The organism is Paracoccus haematequi (assembly GCF_900631945.1).
In the GTDB taxonomy this organism is placed as follows: domain Bacteria; phylum Pseudomonadota; class Alphaproteobacteria; order Rhodobacterales; family Rhodobacteraceae; genus Paracoccus; species Paracoccus haematequi_A.
Map to the genome: position 1 here is coordinate 79,077 of NZ_UZWE01000023.1, position 14,700 is coordinate 93,776.

General features: G+C 67.4%; 12 protein-coding genes. 4 read left to right on the top strand and 8 right to left on the bottom strand.

The window, feature by feature from the left end:
* The first annotated feature begins 125 nt into the window (after positions 1–125).
* Entirely contained in the window at positions 126–1,385 is a 1,260-nt protein-coding gene (locus tag PARHAE_RS04915; RefSeq protein ID WP_126153491.1) for a CAP domain-containing protein, read from the top strand.
* A gap of 245 nt (positions 1,386–1,630) precedes the next feature.
* On the top strand, positions 1,631–1,930 hold the full coding sequence (locus tag PARHAE_RS04920) for a DUF2218 domain-containing protein (RefSeq protein WP_126153492.1): 300 nt from the start codon (positions 1,631–1,633) through the stop codon (positions 1,928–1,930).
* Positions 1,931–1,968: 38 nt separating this feature from the next.
* On the opposite strand, the gene cysN is transcribed toward PARHAE_RS04920, so the two are convergent.
* From cysN to PARHAE_RS04935, 3 genes are all read right to left on the bottom strand, one after another.
* On the bottom strand, positions 1,969–3,882 hold the full coding sequence (gene cysN / locus PARHAE_RS04925) for a sulfate adenylyltransferase subunit CysN (protein WP_126153493.1): 1,914 nt from the start codon (positions 3,880–3,882) through the stop codon (positions 1,969–1,971).
* Positions 3,882–4,811, bottom strand: a complete 930-nt coding sequence (cysD, locus tag PARHAE_RS04930; protein ID WP_126153494.1) for a sulfate adenylyltransferase subunit CysD — start codon at positions 4,809–4,811, stop codon at positions 3,882–3,884. Before cysD ends, cysN begins: the two co-directional genes overlap by 1 nt.
* 118 nt (positions 4,812–4,929) lie before the next feature.
* Complete coding sequence (locus tag PARHAE_RS04935; protein WP_126153495.1) at positions 4,930–6,180, bottom strand: Hsp70 family protein; 1,251 nt, start codon at positions 6,178–6,180, stop codon at positions 4,930–4,932.
* 149 nt (positions 6,181–6,329) lie between these two features.
* Between PARHAE_RS04935 and PARHAE_RS04940 the strand changes: the two genes are divergently transcribed.
* Together PARHAE_RS04940 and nhaA are read left to right on the top strand one after the other, a co-directional pair.
* A complete protein-coding gene (locus PARHAE_RS04940; protein WP_126153496.1) occupies positions 6,330–7,463 on the top strand; it encodes an AI-2E family transporter in 1,134 nt (377 codons plus the stop codon).
* Positions 7,464–7,577: 114 nt separating this feature from the next.
* Positions 7,578–8,765 (top strand): Na+/H+ antiporter NhaA, encoded by a 1,188-nt coding sequence (gene nhaA, locus PARHAE_RS04945; RefSeq protein WP_126153497.1) that lies wholly within the window; start codon positions 7,578–7,580, stop codon positions 8,763–8,765.
* On the opposite strand, the gene PARHAE_RS04950 is transcribed toward nhaA, so the two are convergent.
* The 5 genes from PARHAE_RS04950 to PARHAE_RS04970 form a co-directional block, all read right to left on the bottom strand.
* A complete protein-coding gene (locus tag PARHAE_RS04950) occupies positions 8,762–10,537 on the bottom strand; it encodes an SLC13 family permease (RefSeq protein WP_126153498.1) in 1,776 nt (591 codons plus the stop codon). The genes nhaA and PARHAE_RS04950 overlap by 4 nt on opposite strands.
* 120 nt (positions 10,538–10,657) lie before the next feature.
* Positions 10,658–11,467: an ABC transporter ATP-binding protein gene (locus PARHAE_RS04955; RefSeq protein WP_126153499.1), complete on the bottom strand. Its 810-nt coding sequence runs from the start codon at positions 11,465–11,467 to the stop codon at positions 10,658–10,660.
* The gene (locus PARHAE_RS04960) at positions 11,464–12,492 is read right to left on the bottom strand and encodes a FecCD family ABC transporter permease (RefSeq protein WP_126153500.1); all 1,029 of its coding nucleotides are present in this window, start codon (positions 12,490–12,492) and stop codon (positions 11,464–11,466) included. The genes PARHAE_RS04955 and PARHAE_RS04960 overlap by 4 nt, the downstream gene beginning before the upstream one ends.
* Positions 12,489–13,529: a FecCD family ABC transporter permease gene (locus PARHAE_RS04965; RefSeq protein WP_126153501.1), complete on the bottom strand. Its 1,041-nt coding sequence runs from the start codon at positions 13,527–13,529 to the stop codon at positions 12,489–12,491. The genes PARHAE_RS04960 and PARHAE_RS04965 overlap by 4 nt, the downstream gene beginning before the upstream one ends.
* The gene (locus tag PARHAE_RS04970; protein WP_126153502.1) at positions 13,526–14,494 is read right to left on the bottom strand and encodes an iron-siderophore ABC transporter substrate-binding protein; all 969 of its coding nucleotides are present in this window, start codon (positions 14,492–14,494) and stop codon (positions 13,526–13,528) included. The genes PARHAE_RS04965 and PARHAE_RS04970 overlap by 4 nt, the downstream gene beginning before the upstream one ends.
* Positions 14,495–14,700 lie beyond the last annotated feature (206 nt).

Genomic DNA, 14,700 nt, shown 5'->3' on the forward strand with positions numbered 1-14,700 from the left:
GGGCGCATGACAAGGCCGATCCGCGGCGCCGGATCGGCGATATTCCGCATTTGATCTATTACGGGCGATCCTTCCGGGCGCGCGCGGGTTAGGTTCGGCAGACGATTTTGCCAAAAGGCGCGCCCATGTCCTATGCCAATGCGAATGAACGCTATTTCGCCAGCCTGATCAACCAGTCCCGGCAAGCGGCGGGGCTGGGGACACTGAAGCTGGAAAAGCGGCTGAACGATTCGGCCGACGCCCACAGCCGCTGGATGCTGGACAACAACGTGTTTTCCCATACCGGACGGGGCGGGTCGTCGCCCCGGCAGCGGATGGAAGCTGCAGAGTTCGACCTGGCGGGTCGCTGGATGACGGCGGAAAACCTCGCCTATGTCAGTATCCGGGGTGAATCCGACCTGCGCGATGAAATCCGCCAGTTGCACCAGAACCTTCTGAACAGTCCGGGGCATTACGCCAATATCATGGGCAGCACGTCCGTTCTGGGCATCGGGCTTCAGGTCGGGACCATGACGGTCGGCGGCCGGGATTATCGGGTGCTGATGGCCACGCAGAACTTCGCGGATACCGACGGGCTGGTCCGCCTGGACCTGGGCACCTTCCAGCGGGTTGCACTGCCCTCGGTCAAGGTGGCGATGCAGGCGCGGGCCGACTGGCTGGACAGCTTCAACGGCAAGGTCTTCAAGGCCGCCGCCGACGGCACGGCATCGAACGACGATTTCCGCCTGGGCGCGCGCCACGACAGCGTGTCGGCGGGGGCAGGGCATGACACCCTGTCGGGCGGCGGCGGCAACGACCGGCTGTCGGGCGGCACGGGCAATGATCGGCTGATCGGGGATACCGGGGCCGATACCCTGAAGGGCGGCGCGGGGAACGACACCCTGCAAGGCGGCGCAGGCAATGACGCGCTGCTGGGCGAGGATGGCAACGACATGCTGCGCGGCGATGCGGGCCAGGACCGGATCTGGGGCGGGGCAGGGGCCGATCTGCTGATCGGCGGCGACGGGCTGGACACGCTGTCGGGGGACGGCGGCAACGACTGGCTGGCCGGGGACGGGCAGAACGACCGCTTGCTGGGCGGCGACGGCAACGACACCCTGCACGGCGGCGCCGGCAACGACCTGCTGAACGGCGGGGCAGGGGCCGACACCTTCCTGTTCGCGCGGGGCGGCGGAACCGATACCATCCAGGCCTATGAGCATGGGATCGACCGGCTGTTGATTCCCCGCACGCTGCTGGATGCGGATCCGGCAGCCTTCATGCGCGATCACATGACCCGGAGCTCGGCCGGGGTGGTGATCGACCTGGGCGGCGGCGACCGCATCATCGTCGCGGGCACAACCCTGACGGCAGCGCAAGTGGCGGATGACATCTTTGGGTATTAGCGGCTGATCACGTCCTGACCGGCCCAGGAAAATGCCCGCCAAAAATTGGCGGGCATACTCGATAAGCCATTGCAAAAACGCAATTTCACTACGGGCTTTCAACATCTGGAACGGGATGGGGTTCCTGGCCGCGCCAAAGAAATTAACCTTTTGGTAAGACTTTCCCGTTCACTTTCTTGCGCATTGACAAACCGGCCCGCGGGACGCCTGTTCGGCACGGTGGCAACGAAAACGGGACAGGGCTGATGGCCGACGATCTTTCCAGCACGGGCCGCTTTGCGACCGGACAGGCGTATCGCTATATGGTCCAATTGTGCAAACATTTCGCCCACAAGATCCCGGCCGAGGTCGAAGGCGACACCGGCAGCATCCGCTTTGACCTGGGCACCGCCCGGCTGACGGCCAGCCCGGCGGAACTGACCTGCGCGGTCTCGGGCGCAGACGCCGCTGCGGTTGCGACGCTTCAGGACATCATCGACCGCCATCTGGCGCGCTTCGCCTTTCGCGAAGGGTTCGCGAATATGGACTGGTCGCCCGCGGCGTGACGGGCGACCGTCCCTGATCGGGCGGCGAAAGCGCGGCCTCAGCCCTGGGACAGGATCGCGGCGATCACCCGGTCGGCGGCGTCTTCGGCCGACAGGGTGGCGGTGTTGACCACCAGTTCCGGGCTTTCGGGCGCTTCATAGGGGCTGTCGATGCCGGTGAAATTCTTCAACTGGCCGGACCGCGCCTTCTTGTACAGACCCTTCACATCGCGCGCCTCGGCCACCTCCAGCGGGGTGTCGACATAGACCTCGATGAACTCGCCGGATGCCATCATCTCGCGCACCATCCGCCGTTCCGACCGGAACGGAGAGATGAAGGCCGTCAGCACGATCAGCCCGGCATCCGACATCAGCTTCGCGACCTCGCCCACGCGGCGGACGTTTTCCACCCGGTCGGCGTCGGTGAAGCCCAGGTCGCGGTTCAGCCCGTGGCGCACGTTGTCGCCGTCCAGCAGGAAGGTGTGCTTGCCCATCGCGTGCAGCTTGCGTTCGACGATATTCGCGATGGTGGACTTGCCCGACCCCGACAGCCCGGTGAACCAGACCACCCGCGCCCGCTGGTTCTTCTGCGCGGCATGGGCATCGCGGTCCACGTCGGTCGATTGCCAGTGGATGTTCTGCGACCGGCGCAGCGCGAAATGCAGCATCCCGGCGGCGATGGTGGCATTCGTCATCCGGTCGATCAGGATGAAGCCGCCCAGATCGGGGTTGTCGGCATAGGCCTCGAACGGGACGGGCCGGTCGGTCGAGATATTGACGACGCCGATGGCGTTCAGGCCCAGAGTCTTGCTGGCCAAATGTTCCAGCGTGTTGACGTTCACCTCGTATTTCGGCTCGGTCACCGTCGCCGTGACGGTCTGGGTGCCGATCTTGAGCAGATAGGGGCGGCCCGGCAGCATTTCCTGTTCCGCCATCCAGACCAGCGTCGCCTCGAACTGGTCGGCGACTTCGCAGGGCGCGTCGGCCTGCACGATCACGTCGCCGCGCGAACAGTCGATCTCGTCCGCGAAGGTCAGTGTCACGGACTGGCCCGCGACGGCCTGGGGCAGGTCGCCGTCGAAGCTGGGAATCGTCTTGACCGTGGTGGTCTTGCCCGATGGCAGCACCCGGATCGCATCGCCCGGCCGCACGGTCCCCGCGCTGATCTGGCCCGCGAAGCCCCGGAAATCCAGATGCGGGCGGTTCACCCATTGCACGGCCATGCGGAACGGGCGGTCCTGCATCGCCATGTCGCTGATCGGCGCGTCTTCCAGATGGCCCAGCAGGGTCGGGCCCTGGTACCAGGGCATTTCGGGGCTTTTGGTGACGATGTTGTCGCCCTTCAGCCCGGAAATCGGGATCGGCAGGAAACTGTCCATGCCGATCTGTTTGGCGAATTGGGAATAATCCGCGACGATTTCATAGAAGCGTTCGGCCGAGTAATCGACCAGATCCATCTTGTTGACGGCCAGAACGATATTCCTGATGCCCAGCAGGTTCACCAGATAGGAATGCCGCCGCGTCTGGGTCAGCACGCCCTGACGCGCGTCGATCAGGATCACCGCCAGATCGGCGGTGGAGGCGCCCGTGACCATGTTGCGGGTGTATTGTTCGTGCCCCGGCGTGTCGGCCACGATGAACTTGCGCTTGTCGGTGGCGAAGAAACGATAGGCCACGTCGATGGTGATGCCCTGTTCGCGTTCCGCCGCCAGACCGTCCACCAGCAGGGCGAAGTCGATATCGCCGCCCTGGGTGCCCGACACCTTGCTGTCGGCCTCAAGGCTGGCCAGCTGATCCTCGAAGATCATCTTGCTGTCGTAAAGCAGCCGCCCGATCAGCGTCGATTTGCCGTCATCGACAGATCCGCAGGTGATGAAGCGCAGCATGGTCTTGTGCTGGTGTTTCAGCAGATAGGCGTCGATGTCCTGGGCGATCAGTTCGTCGGTGACGTAAACGGGATCGGGCGCGTTCATCAGAAATACCCCTCTTGCTTCTTCTTCTCCATCGAGGCGGCCTGATCCTTGTCGATGGCGCGGCCCTGGCGTTCCGAGGTGGTGGTCAACAGCATTTCCTGGATCACCTGAGGCAGGGTCTTGGCATCCGATTCCACGGCCCCGGTCAGCGGATAGCAGCCCAGCGTGCGGAACCGGACCGACCGCATCTGCGGGGTTTCGCCGGGGCGCAGCGGGAAGCGGTCGTCATCGACCATGATCAGCAACCCGTCGCGTTCCACAACCGGGCGCGGCTCGCTGAAATACAGCGGCACGATGTCGATGTTTTCCAGGTGGATGTATTGCCAGATGTCCAGTTCGGTCCAGTTCGACAGCGGGAAGACGCGGATCGATTCGTCGCGGGCCTTGCGGGTGTTGTAGAGCTTCCACAACTCGGGCCGCTGGTTCTTCGGATCCCAGCGGTGGTTCGCGGACCGGAAGGAAAAGATCCGTTCCTTGGCGCGGGACTTTTCCTCGTCCCGGCGCGCGCCACCGAAGGCCACGTCGAAATTGTATTGGCTCAGCGCCTGCTTCAGCCCCTCGGTCTTCCACAGGTCGGTATGAAGGCTGCCATGTTCGAAGGGGTTGATGCCTTGGGCCATGGCATCGGGATTGTGGTGGACGATCAGGTCCATGCCCGCCGCCTGGGCTGCCCGGTCGCGCAGATCGTACATGGCGCGGAATTTCCAGGTCGTGTCCACATGCAGCAGCGGAAAGGGGGGGGGCGCGGGATAAAACGCCTTTTTCGCCAGATGCAGCATGCAGGCCGAATCCTTGCCTACCGAATACAGCATCACCGGGTTTTCGGCATTCGCCACCACCTCGCGCATGATGTGGATGCTTTCGGCTTCCAGCCGCTGCAAATGCGTCAGCGTCGCCGGGGGAAGCGGGGTCGGAACCTGGCTGTTCATGGCATCAACTCTTGATCTGGCCGGGGCGGAATCGTCCGGTTCGCGGGACGCTATTCTTCAGCAGAGGTGAAGATGCAAGTTTCGGCCAGCAGAAAAACCAGTGTTTCCTGCCTGTTCGTCAAACGCCGGAATACTGTTCCAAGCCGGTCGCCAAAGCCAGACCATCGGCCACGGCGGTAAAGGCCTCGGATCGGTGCAGCCGGGCATCGGGCAGGATTCGCGCCGCCAGATTCGTGACCAGGGCCATCAGACTGGACCCGCCGACCAGCACCACGTCGCCGATCCCGCCCGCTGCGACGCCCGCGCGCGACAGGGTCTCGGCGATCGCCCCGTGCAGATCCGCGCGGAAGCCTTGCAGCGCATCCGCCAGCGACCGGGCGTCGATCGGCGCGGCCAGGCGCGGCTGGATGAAGCCCATGCCGATCCGGGCCTCGTCGCCCCCATTGGCGGCGATCTTGCCGCGTTCGACGGCGAAGGCCAGGTCGTGGCCCAATTCGTCCGTCAGCACCGTCACCAGCCGCTCCATCCGTGCCGGATCCACGGCCAGCCGGGCCATCTGCTGGGCCAGCCTGCGGTTTTCCGGCGTATAGACAAAGGGGATGTGCGCCCAGGACGCCAAGTCGGCATAGATCGCGTTGGGCACCGGCAGCAGGCCCGGTCCCATCTCTCGGCGCAGGTGCGAACCGTGGCCCAGCAACGGCATCGCATGGCTCAGCGATATGGCGGCGTCGAAATCCGTTCCGCCCAGGCGGATGCCGTGGCTGGCCAGGATCCGCACCCGCCCGCCCTCTGCGCGATAGACCGAAAAGTCCGAGGTGCCGCCGCCGATATCCACGATCAGCCCGGTCCGGCCCCCCGCGCCCATGCCGTGGCATGCCAGGGCGGCGGCCTCGGGTTCGGGCAGGAAGGCGACGTGATCGAAGCCTGCCGCATGATAGCAGGCGCGCAGATCCGCCTGGGCCTGGGCGTCTCGGGCGGGATCGGCGTGGAAATGCACCGGACGGCCCGACAGGGCGCGGGTCTGCGGCTGGCCGGTCGCGGATTCGGCCCGCCGGCGCAGTTCGGCCAGGAAGGCTGTGATCACATCCGCAAGCGTGCGGCGCTTGCCGGCGATCAGCCGCGATTCGTGCAGCAGCGGCGTTCCCAGCACGCTTTTCAGCGCGCGCATATAGCGCCCCTCTTGCCCGCCGATCAGGGCTTGGGCCGCCGCGTCGCCGATCTGCATCGCGCCGCCGCGCGCGGGAAAGAAGACGGCGGTCGGCAGGGTGTCCGATCCCGCCTGGACCGGGACGCGCCGCACCGCCCCGCGATCCAGCATCGCCACGGCGGTGTTCGAGGTTCCGAAGTCGATGGCAAGGCTGGGCGTCATGGCTGGACCTTTCCTACTGAAAGTCCCGGCGGCTATCCCAAGATGGGCGATGCGGCAAGCGCTGCGGCCGAAAGACGGGTTGACGCCGCGATCAACAATGCAACAGTCAGGGAAACACGGCGAAGCACCCGGAAGGCAGGCGCTAAGGCATGATCGACCCACAGCAGGCAACGCCCCGGCCCGACGCCCCGGCGGTCGAGGATCCGGCGACGATGCCCTTTCCGCTGATCAGCGACATATCCGCAGCCCGCTGGCTGCTGGTCTTCATCATCGCCGCCGCGATCTATTTCTTCCACGGCTTCCTGGTGCCGGTGCTGGCGGCGACGATCATCGCCTTCGCCAGCTGGCCGCTGTCGCGCAGCGTGCAGCGCGCCCTGGGGATCGACCGCACCGCCACGGCGGCGCTGTTCGTGCTGGTGATCGTGCTGTTTCTGGTCGTGCCGGTCACGATGGCGCTGCTTTATGCGTTCCGCGAATTGCAGCAGTGGATCTATTGGGTGTTCGAGGTGAACGCCAACGGCGCCGCCACGCCGCTGTGGATGGTCGACCTGCCGCAGATCGGCGACTGGATCGACGAACAGTGGATGCGCCATATCGGCAGGCCCGGCGCCATCGCGGATCTGGTGCAGCTGACCAGCGGCAACACCATCGCGTCGATCTATCGCAGCGTGCTGGCGGCGGGGAACGTGGCCTTCCATCTGGCGCTGAACCTGCTGTTCATGCTGATCGCGCTGTTCGTGTTCTATCGCGACGGCGACAAGATCGCCGGCCAGATCGACATCATCGGCGCCCGCATCCTGCCCCGCCGCTGGGAACGGCTGTCGCGGGTGGTGCCGCTGACCATCAGCGCCACCGTCACCGGCATGACCCTGATCGCCATGGGCGAGGGGGTGATCCTGGGCATCGCCTACTGGATCGCGGGCGTGCCCTCGCCGGTGACGCTGGGGGTGATCACCGGAATCATGGCGCTGATCCCCGGCGGTGCGCCGCTGTGCTTTACGCTGGTGTCGATCTATCTGGTGGCCAGCGGATCGCCCCTGGCGGGGGTGCTGCTGTTCCTGTGGGGGGCGATCGAGCTGTTCATCGTCGACAAGACCATCCGTCCCGTGCTGGTCGGCGGCCCGGTCAAGATGCCGTTCCTGCCCACGTTCTTCGGCCTGGTGGGGGGCGTCAAGACCATGGGCATCGTCGGTCTGTTCGTCGGGCCGGTGCTGATGGCGCTGCTGGTGGCGATCTGGCGCGAATGGCTGCGCGAAATCCGAACCCATCCGCAAACCCCTTGAACGCCGGGCCTTGCTGAATATGATCCGCGCATGGCGTGTGCTGCGTGCGCCCAGGGACGACCCCTGAATACGGAGACTGGTTGAACCGTTTCTGACAAAAAGGGGGGCTGTTTCATGGCAGGCCGAATTCAAAACACCATCCGCAAGTTCCTGGAGAGCGGCACGTCCGGGGGGCTTTTGCTGATCGCGGCGGCGGTGCTGGCGCTGATCGTCGCCAACTCGCCCCTGGCCGAGGCGTATTTCAACGTCCTGCACGCCTATGTCGGGCCGCTGTCGGTCGCCCATTGGATCAACGACGCGCTGATGGCGCTGTTCTTCCTGATGGTCGGCCTGGAAATCAAGCGCGAGATGGTGGACGGCCACCTGTCGTCCTGGCCGCGCCGGATCCTGCCGGGTGTGGCGGCGGCGGCGGGGATGGCGGTCCCGGCGTTGATCTATCTGTTCTTCACCGCGGGCACCGGGGCGACGCATGGCTGGGCCATTCCGTCCGCCACCGACATCGCCTTCGCACTGGGTGTGATCTCGCTTCTGGGGTCGCGGGTGCCGACCTCGCTCAAGGTGTTTCTGGCGGCGCTGGCGATCCTGGACGATCTGGGCGCGGTGGTGGTGATCGGGCTGTTCTACACCACCGGCCTGTCGCCCGTCGACCTCGGGCTGGCCGCGCTGGTGCTGGCGGCCCTGATCGGGATGAACCGCGCGGGCGTGATGCGGCTGTGGCCCTATCTGGTTCTGGGCGCGGTCCTGTGGTTCTTCGTCTGGCAGTCGGGGATCCATGCCACCATCGCGGGCGTCCTGCTGGCGTTGACCATCCCCCTGAAGCGCACCCCCGCCACGCCCGAGGCGCGTCCGTCGGAAAGCCCGCTGCACCGGCTGGAACATGCGCTGATGGCGCCGGTGGCCTTCCTGATCATCCCGGTCTTCGGCTTCGCCAATGCCGGGGTCAGCTTCGCGGGCCTGGGATCCGAGGCGCTGCTGGCCCCCGTGACGATAGGCGTCGCGGCGGGCCTGGCCCTGGGCAAGGTGATAGGCATTTTCGGCGCGGTGGCGATCCTGGTGCGGCTGGACTGGGCCGACCTGCCCCCCGGCGCAAGCTGGATGCAGATGCTGGGAACATCGCTTCTGTGCGGGATCGGCTTCACCATGAGCCTGTTCATCTCGCTTCTGGCGTTCAGCCAGCCGCTGTTGCAGGACGAGGCCAAGATCGGCATCCTGATGGGATCGCTGGTGTCGGGTATCGCTGGCTATACCATCCTGCGCTTCGCCAAACGCGAGGCGCCGCGCCGGATGCAGTCCGCAGGCTAGACCGGCCAGACCATCAGGATCAGCGGCACCCCGGTCAGCACCACCAGCACCGACAGGGGCAGCCCCAGCCGGGGATAGTCGCTGAAGCGGTATCCGCCCGGCCCCATCACCAGGGTGTTGCACTGATGCCCGATGGGGGTCAGGAAATCGCAGCCCGCACCCACGGCGACGGCCATCAGGAAGGCTTCGGGGGCATAGCCCAGCGTGCCCGCGAAGGTCACCGCGATGGGGGCCATTACCAGCACCGTGGCCGCATTGTTCAGGAACGGCGTTACCGCCATCGCCGCGACCATGATCAGCGCCAGGGCGCCCCAGACCGGCAGCCCGGTCGCCACGCCCGACAGCCAGGCGCCGATCAGGTCGGTGCCGCCGGTCGTCTGCAACGCCTCGCTGACGGGGATCAGCGCGCCCAGCATGACCAGCAGCGGCCATTCCACGGCCTCGTAGGCCAGTTCCGGGCTGATCGCGCCGGTCACGATCATCAGCACCGCCGCGCCGAAGAAGGCGATGGCGACCGGCAGGATCCCGGCGGCGGTCAGGCCCATCGCGGCGGCCAGGATCAGGATCGGCATCAGCTCCTTGCGCACGCTGCCGATGCGCAGGTTGCGTTCCGCCAGAGGCAGCAGGCCAAGGCTGCGCATCCGTTCGGGCAGCAGTTCCACCGGGCCTTGCAGCAGCAGCACGTCGCCCGCCTGAAGCCGCGTCCTGGACAACCGTTCGGTCATGCGATGGCCCGACCGGGACACGGCCAGCAGGCTGATGCCCTGTTCGTCGAACAGCCGGATGCTGCCCGCGCTTTTGCCGATCAGGGCCGAGGTGACGGTCGTCACCGCCTCGATCACGCCGATCCGGCTGGCGGGCAGGTCCAGCTTCGAGGCGGCATCATGACCGGCCAGTTCCAGCCCGCCCTTGGCGACGGCGCGTTCCAGCCCGTCCGGCTCGCCCCGCAGCAGCAGGATGTCGCCTTCCTGGATCACCGTGTCGAACAGCACGACCTTGCGCCGCTCGCCGCCCCGGATCAGGCCGGTCACGGTGATCTCTCCGTCGGCCATGCCGATCAGCGCGCCGATGGTGCGCCCGGCGGCGGCGGATCCGTCGGGCACGGTCGCTTCGGTGTTGTAGTCGCTGATCTTCACCGCTTCGCCCAGGGACGCGGTGGCGCGGCGGTCCGACGGCAGCAGCCGCCAGGCGACCATCAGGAAGGCGACGCCCACCGCCGACAGGCCCAGGCCCACAGGTGCGAAATCGAACATGCGGAAGGGCTGGCCGGTCATGTCCTGGCGCACCTCCGACACGATGATGTTGGGGGACGTGCCGACCAGGGTGATCAACCCGCCCAGCAGCGACCCGAAGGACATCGGCATCAGATAGAGCGAGGGCGACTGCCCGGATTTCTTCGCCATCTTCAGCGCGGCGGGCATCATCATCGCAAGCGCGCCGATGTTCTTGACCAGCGACGACAGCAGCGTCACGGTGCCGACCAGCACCAGAAGCTGCACCCCCATGGTGGTCAGCCGGCGCACCAGCCACCGCAGCGCGGCGTCGATGATGCCCGACCGCGACACGGCGGCGCTGACGACCAGGGCGCTGCCGACGATGATGACGATATCGTTGCCGAAGCCGGTGAAGGCCTCGTCCGGCGACACGGTGCCCGCCAGCAGGGATGCCAGCAAGGCCAGCATCGCCACCACGTCATAGCGGATTCTGCCCCAGATGAACAACGCCATCATCACGCCGACGATGGCGAAGGCAAGCATCTGCTGTACGGTCATGAAATCGCCCCCTGTTCCCCGTCCAGGCGAAGGGGATCACCGCAAAACCGGCGGGCAGGAGATTTGGTTGCCGGTTCGGGATGGGAAAGAGCGAAGATTTTTCTCTGTCCCGGCGCTGCGTCAGCCTTGGTCCGCCGCCATCCGGTGCCGCCCGATGGGCAGCATCATCGGCCGCCCCGAGGTCGGGTCGGGGATGATCCGGCTGTCCAAGCCGAAGACGGCGCGGACGGTATCGCGGGTCAGCACCTCTGGCGGGGTGCCCTGGGCATAGAGGCGGCCGTCGGCCATCGCGACTAGGCGGTCGGCATATCGCGCGGCCAGGTTCAGGTCGTGCAGCACCATCACCACGGTGGTGCCGCGCCGGTGGTTCAGGTCGGTCAGCAGGTCCAGGACCTCGACCTGGTGGCTGATGTCCAGGAAGGTCGTGGGTTCGTCCAGCAGCAGAAGGTCCGTTTCCTGCGCCAGCGCCATCGCGATCCAGACCCGCTGGCGCTGACCGCCCGACAGCTCGTCCACCGCGCGTTCGGCCAGATCCAGGGTCTTGGTGGCCTCCAGCGCGGCGGCGACGGCCTGGTCGTCGCGGGGCGACCAGCGGGACAGGATGCCGTGATGGGGATGGCGGCCCCGGCCGACCAGGTCGGCGACGGTGATCCCTTCGGGCGCGATGGGCGATTGCGGCAGCAGACCCATGACCTGCGCGACACGGCGGGGGGCCATGCGGTGGATGGCCTTGCCGTCCAGCAGCACCTGGCCCGCGCGCGGCGACAGCAGCCGCGACATGGTGCGCAGCAGCGTCGATTTCCCGCAGGCATTTGCGCCGACGATGGCGGTGATCCGGCCCGGCACCACGTCCAGATCCAGATCCCGCAGGATCAGCCGGTCGCCATAGCCCGCGGCAAGGTGCCGGACGGAAAGGGAATGGTCAGTCACAAGGATCCTCCGGCGCGGTTCACGCGCACGATCAGCCAGATCAGATAGGGCGCGCCCAGGGCGCCGGTGACGACGCCCACCGGAAAGCGCGCGGGCAGCAGGAACTGGCCCACGTAATCGCCGCCCAGCACCAGCAAGGCCCCCACCAGGGCCGAGGGGACCAGCACGGATCCGTTCGGCCCCAGGATCCGCGCGGCGATGGGGGCGGACAGGAAGGCCACGAAGGCCACCGGGCCGGTGACGGCGGTGGCGACGGCGATCAGGCCCACGGCCGACACGATCACCAGCATCCGCGTCAGCGCGACATTCGTGCCAAGCGCGGCGGCGGTATCGTCGCCCAGCCGCAGCGATTCCAGGTCGCGGGTGCGGCTGACCAGCAAACCGCCGAACAGGGCCAGAGACAGCAGGATCGGCAGCGCCTGGGACAGTTGCGCGCCGTTCACGCTGCCGGTCAGCCACCGCATCGCCTCGGCCAGATACCAGGATGGCGCGCGCGTCAGGACATAGGCGATGAAGCTGTCCAGCATGGCCGAGACGCCGATGCCGACCAGGATCAGCCGCGTTCCCGCCACCCCTCCCTGCCAGGACAGGGCATAGATCAGCAGGGCGACGCCCAGCCCGGCGGCGACCGCGAAGGCCGACACCACCGGCCCGTCCAGCCCCAGAATGACGATGGCAAAGACCGCCGCCGCGCTGGCGCCCCGGCTGATGCCGATGATGTCCGGGCTGGCCAGCGGATTGCGCAGCATGATCTGGAAGGCCGCGCCGCCCAGGCCGAAGGACAGCCCGGCCAGGATCGCCATGACCGCGCGCGGCAGCCGCAGCTGGCCCACGGCGAAGGATGCGCCGGGCACGTCCTGGCCCGCCAGCACCCGCAGCACGGTGCCGGGCGGCACGAAGGACTGGCCCAGCATCAGCGTCAGCGCGAATCCCGCCAGCAGCAGGGTCAGCGCGCCCGCGACGACGGTGGCGCGCCGCCGGCTGCGGCGCCGGCGTCCGGCGGCGACCAGGTTCAGGGCCGTCATAGTTCGCGGACCCTGGCGCGGCGCACGATCCAGATGAAGAAGGGCGCGCCGATGAAGGCGGTGACGATGCCCACGTCCAGCTCGGACGGCCGGGCGATCAGGCGGCCCGCGATGTCCGAGGCGATCAGCAGGCAGGCCCCCGCCAGGGCGGAAAAGGGCAGCAGCCAGCGGTGGTCGACGCCCACCAGGACGCGGCACAGATGCGGCACGATCAGGCCCACGAAGCCGATCGGCCCGCAGACCGCCGTCACCGCCCCGCACAGCAGGATCGCGCCCAGGGCGGCCATGGCGCGGGCAAGGGCCACGCGCTCGCCCAGGCCTGCCGCCATGTCGTCGCCCAGGGCCAGCGAGTTCAGCTTGCGCGCGCTGGCCAGGCCGATCGCGAAACCCGCCGCCAGGAACGGCAGGACCGGAGTCAGGCGCGCGAAGGTCGCGCCGCCGACGCCGCCCACCTGCCAGGATTGCAGGCCACCCGCGACATCGCCGCGCGACAGCATGATCGCCAGCACCAGCGACAGGAACGCGACCGAGGTGGCGACCCCCGCAAGCGCCAGCTTCAGAGGCGTCGGCCCCCCTCGGCCCAGCGATCCGATGGCATAGACGAAGACCGCCGTCGCCGCCGCGCCGCCGATCGCCACCCAGATATAGGCCTGCGCGGACGAGATCCCGAAGAAGGCCACCGCCACCGCGACCGCCAGGGACGCGCCCAGGTTCACCCCCAGGATCCCCGGATCGGCCAGGGGGTTGCGCGTCACGCCCTGCATGATTGCCCCCGACAGGCCGAGCGCCGCCCCGGCCAGAGCGGCCAGCAGCGTGCGCGGGATCCGCGCCGCCGCCGCCGCCTGGCCGATGCTGTCCACCCGTCCCCGCAGCGCGGCGGCGATGTCGTCCCAGCCGACCTCTCGGGTGCCGATGGCCACCGACAGCGCGCACAGACCCGCCAGCAGCGCCAGCATCACCGCCAGCCAGCCCGCGCGGATGCGGTTCGACCGGGGCGCGAGGCGCGCGCGCGGCAGCGGGTTGGCGGCCGCCGTCATTCGGACTTCTGCGCGGCCTCGGCCAGCAGGGCGGCGTAATCCTCCAGCACATAGGGAAGGCCCAGCGGCGTCGGGTTGGCGGCATTGCCCAGCGGGTCGTTCCTCAGGACGACGATGGCGTCGTTGGCGACGGCGGGCATGTGCCTGAACAGCGGATCCTGCCGCATCGCCGCCAGCAGGACCGGCCCGCCATAGGTCACGACGATATCCACATCGTCGAAGGCGTCGATCCGTTCGGCGCTGATCGACCCGAAGAACTGCCCCGGCTGCGTCGCCTGAATCACGCTTTCGGGCATCGACAGGCCCAGATCCTGGAAGAATTTCACCCGCGTGTCGTTGGCGCTGTAGAAGTTGATGACGGACAGGTTGGTCGTGTCCAGATGCGTCACGAACATCGCCGTCTTGCCCTGCAACTGAGGGTGGCGGGCGATGGCCTGGGCGATCTGCCCCTCCATCCGGGCGATCAGGGCGTCGCCCTCGGCGGCCATGCCCATGCCCGCGCTGTTCATGCGGATCATCTGCCGCCATTCGGTCGTCCAGGCGCCGTCGGGATAGGCCACGACCGGCGCGATCCGGGACAGCGTGTCGTAATCGGCCTGGGTCAGCCCGGAATAGGCGGCCAGGATCACGTCGGGCTGCGTCGCCGCCACCCTTTCGAAGTCGATGCCGTCGCCCTCGTCGAACAGCACCGGCGTCTGGGCGCCCAGTTCGGCCAGTTTCTCCTCGACCCATGGCAGCACACCGTCGCCGTCGTCATCGCCGTAATTCGCCGCAGCCATCCCCACCGGCACCACGCCCAGAGCCAGGGGAACCTCGTGGTTGCCGGAATTGACGGTCGCCACGCGCTGCGGCTTTTCCGCGATGACGGTGCTGCCGAAGGCATGGGGGATGGTGATCGGATAGTCCTGGGCCGCGGCAAGGGCGGGCAGCAGCAGGGCGGCAAGGCCGATGGCAAGACGGATCATGGGCGCGATCTCCTGTGACAGGCCAAGGCTTTTTCGCGTCGCGGCGGTCCCGTCAACCCCGACCAAGGGCCTGTTCGCACGGGCATTAACACTTTTCCATGGATTCCGACAAAAACAGTGGGATTCTTCAAGACAGGCGCGCGCCGCCGCTCCTATAAGCCCCGCCAGCATGATCGGCGCGCCGTCCCGCGCTTTCCCTCGGGTGC

Bases quoted from the DNA above. Each gene is read 5' to 3' on its own strand.
- nhaA (WP_126153497.1), top strand. From the start codon at position 7,578: ATGGCAGGCCGAATTCAAAACACCATCCGCAAGTTCCTGGAGAGCGGC.
- cysN (WP_126153493.1), bottom strand. From the start codon at position 3,882: ATGAACGCGCCCGATCCCGTTTACGTCACCGACGAACTGATCGCCCAG.
- cysD (WP_126153494.1), bottom strand. From the start codon at position 4,811: ATGAACAGCCAGGTTCCGACCCCGCTTCCCCCGGCGACGCTGACGCAT.
- PARHAE_RS04950 (WP_126153498.1), bottom strand. From the start codon at position 10,537: ATGACCGTACAGCAGATGCTTGCCTTCGCCATCGTCGGCGTGATGATG.
- PARHAE_RS04940 (WP_126153496.1), top strand. From the start codon at position 6,330: ATGATCGACCCACAGCAGGCAACGCCCCGGCCCGACGCCCCGGCGGTC.
- PARHAE_RS04920 (WP_126153492.1), top strand. From the start codon at position 1,631: ATGGCCGACGATCTTTCCAGCACGGGCCGCTTTGCGACCGGACAGGCG.
- PARHAE_RS04970 (WP_126153502.1), bottom strand. From the start codon at position 14,494: ATGATCCGTCTTGCCATCGGCCTTGCCGCCCTGCTGCTGCCCGCCCTT.
- PARHAE_RS04965 (WP_126153501.1), bottom strand. From the start codon at position 13,529: ATGACGGCGGCCGCCAACCCGCTGCCGCGCGCGCGCCTCGCGCCCCGG.
- PARHAE_RS04915 (WP_126153491.1), top strand. From the start codon at position 126: ATGTCCTATGCCAATGCGAATGAACGCTATTTCGCCAGCCTGATCAAC.
- PARHAE_RS04935 (WP_126153495.1), bottom strand. From the start codon at position 6,180: ATGACGCCCAGCCTTGCCATCGACTTCGGAACCTCGAACACCGCCGTG.
- PARHAE_RS04960 (WP_126153500.1), bottom strand. From the start codon at position 12,492: ATGACGGCCCTGAACCTGGTCGCCGCCGGACGCCGGCGCCGCAGCCGG.